A 2,581-nucleotide genomic window follows, 5' to 3' on the forward strand; every position below is an offset into this window, starting at 1 on the left:
GGAGCCTGGGGCGAGAAGTATCCGGCGATGGTGCGGCTCCGGGAGAACGCCCGGGTGATTCGACCGCCTCGACAGCGGTCGCCGCGACCTGCCGGTAGTTGCAGACCTGGCGGTTCTTGAGCCAGGCCGCGAGGCGGCTCCGCCCGATCCTGCGCAGGCCGGCCGGGGTCTGGTAGCCACTCAGCAGCACCAGCGCGGCCTTCGAGGTCTTGTAGTCGAAGGCCCGCTCCAGAGCGGGGGAAGTACTCCAGCAGCTGGGCCCGCAGTCGGTTGATCGTTCTGGTGCGGTCCGCGGCCAGGTCCAGGCGGCGCGAGGTGAGAATCCTCAGGTCCACGGCGATCTCGCTGCCGCCGCGTACCGGTTGGAGATCGTGGCGCATTCGGGCCTGGTCGGCGATGACGAAGGCGTCCTTCGCGTCCGTCTTCCCGTCACCCCGGTAGGAGCCGGAGGCGTGATGGACGGTGCGTCCGGGGATGTAGAGCACCTTCTGACCGTGGTTGACCAGCAGGGCGACCATCAGCGCGGCCCCGCCGGAGTTGAGGTCGATGGCCCAGGTCACAGGCTCGCCCTCGCTCAACTCCAGTACATCACCCAAGAGTTGAAGCAGGTCCTGCTCGTTGTTGGCGATGCGCCGTGAGAGCCTGCGCTGGCCGTCGGCATTGATCACCGTGCAGTGGTGCTCGGCCTTGCCCGCATCCGTACCAGCCCATAGTTTGGGCACGGCCACCTCCGAAGTCGTTCCTGTACATATCCAGCAGACGACCTCGCCAGCGTGTCCTTACCAAGCGATCCACATCGCGCATCCCAATGAGCAAGCCGGAGTCCCTGCGGGCCTCGCCCCGAGGGCGGGAAAATCGGGGCACGTCCGGCCGACGTCGTGGCCACTTGGCGTGTCCGAGCCCGTCAATCAGCAGGACGCTGGGGACCTGCTTGTCAGGCGCTCGGAAGTGTTGCCTCGAGCACGCGTATCAGACTCTTTCGCCTTCCGGGTCCTGGCAGGTAGCGCCAGGGGATGCCGGTGCGGTCCACGTAGAGCACCGCGTTCATCAGCGAGCGCAGGTCATGCTCGGGAGGGCGGCCGATGTCCAGGCCGCGACCGCGGCGCTCGTTCCGCCAGGCGGTGAGCACCGGTTCGATCAACTCCCAGCGGGCATCGGACAGATCGCTGGGGTAGCCGCTGCGCGGGGCCATGTTTCTGATGTACTGCCGGGCGCCCGACGCGGCAAGCGGGCAAAGGGCCGTGGGCAGGGACGTCCTGGGATGACACAGGATGGTCCCGAACGAAATACCCCTCTGCTGCCGCTTCACCGATCCGTCGGTGCACCAGTCCCGTCAGCCCCAGCCACCTGGACCTGGAAAACCACATCACCCCGACCCGAAACAGGCGCAAACGCTCAGTTTGAGGGTGTCTGAGAAGGCCCGTTCAGGGCCGTGATCTCCCGGCTCGGTGCAGGAGGAGTCGTTTTCGATCACACCTCGAGCGCCACCCCACGTGCCGAACGCCACCCCACGTGAAAACCCGAGGCTAGTCCCGTACGGACGCCCCGGCAGGAGTTCCCCATGGACAACTTCACCTTCCAGCCACACGCCACGCCCCTGGACGTCAAGGGCCGAATCTGCGTCACGCCGCCCTACTTCGCGCTCACGGAGCTGTGCAGCGATACGCCGGGCGAAGCGACCGCATTCGTCCCGGTCGAGGCTTCTCCAGGGCGCCAGGCCTCAGACATCAACATCACCGAGGTCGGTCGGCACCTCGCCATTCTGGGCCTCTGCGCCGCCTCCAGCTTGAACGAATCCCCAGGTCGGCACTATTACTTGGCGCGTTCCGCACGCGGCGAATGGCTCGCACCGTATCAGGAACAAGCCAACCACCCGAACGTCGGCTTCCAAGGTTGGGCGCGCGCCTCCTTCGAGAACAGGTGCCAAGCCACCGCACGAACGCGTCTGACACGCGACGACGGAATTCCCATCGCTCAAATGCAGGTGGACTACCAAGTGATGTCACAGTCCGCCTTCGCGCACTTCTTCGGACAACCGCAGGCCCTTCCGTTGGGCGCCCCCTATCCAAACCCCTACGGGCAGCCCCCGCCACTGAAGGGCGTCAAAGTCCACGAAGGAGGAGCAAGCGCCGAGCTCGACGTGACACCGATGCTCTGCCCCGGGCATTTCGACGGATACCCCGCACTTCCCGTTGCCTTCACCTCCACAGCGATGACGACCCTCATCGATCACTTCGTCGCGCGGGGCGATGAAGCAGCTCGTTGGCTTCCTGTGTACTCCGAACTCGAAGCCGAGCAACTGCCCTGGGCGGGCAAACGACTCACCATCACCGCGACACCCGCAACCGGAAAGACCACGGACAGCGCCATCCTGTGCGTCGCCCAGATCGACGGCAACCCCATCACCACGATGGCCATTGACATTCTCACAGTGACGTCCGGCGCTACGCCCTCGGCTCCCTCCTGCCCCACCCAGTAACTCCCAGGCGTAAGGCTCTCAGGCGATGCACACCGACGTGCCCATCGCTTAGAGGTTGTCTCACGTGGCTTGATGTTTGTGCGGCATGATGCCGGGCGTGGG

The 2,581-nt window shown here is 65.6% G+C and carries 1 protein-coding gene and 2 pseudogenes; 1 reads left to right on the top strand and 2 read right to left on the bottom strand.

The features are described 5' to 3' along the window. A pseudogene (locus ACFWZ5_RS46085) lies at positions 1-728 on the bottom strand (IS110 family transposase); the annotation flags it as partial. Positions 729-994: 266 nt separating this feature from the next. Further along, a pseudogene (locus ACFWZ5_RS46090) lies at positions 995-1,192 on the bottom strand (transposase); the annotation flags it as partial. A 369-nt stretch (positions 1,193-1,561) separates the two neighbouring features. Here ACFWZ5_RS46090 and ACFWZ5_RS46095 point away from each other — a divergent pair. Next, positions 1,562-2,479, top strand: a complete 918-nt coding sequence (locus ACFWZ5_RS46095; protein WP_384893241.1) for a hypothetical protein — start codon at positions 1,562-1,564, stop codon at positions 2,477-2,479. Positions 2,480-2,581 lie beyond the last annotated feature (102 nt).

Origin of the sequence: Streptomyces sp. NPDC059003 (assembly GCF_042740445.1) — a bacterium.
Classification (GTDB): Bacteria; Actinomycetota; Actinomycetes; order Streptomycetales; family Streptomycetaceae; genus Streptomyces.

Excerpts from the sequence above, each read along its gene's own strand:
- ACFWZ5_RS46095 (WP_384893241.1), top strand. The coding sequence starts at position 1,562 with ATGGACAACTTCACCTTCCAGCCACACGCCACGCCCCTGGACGTCAAG.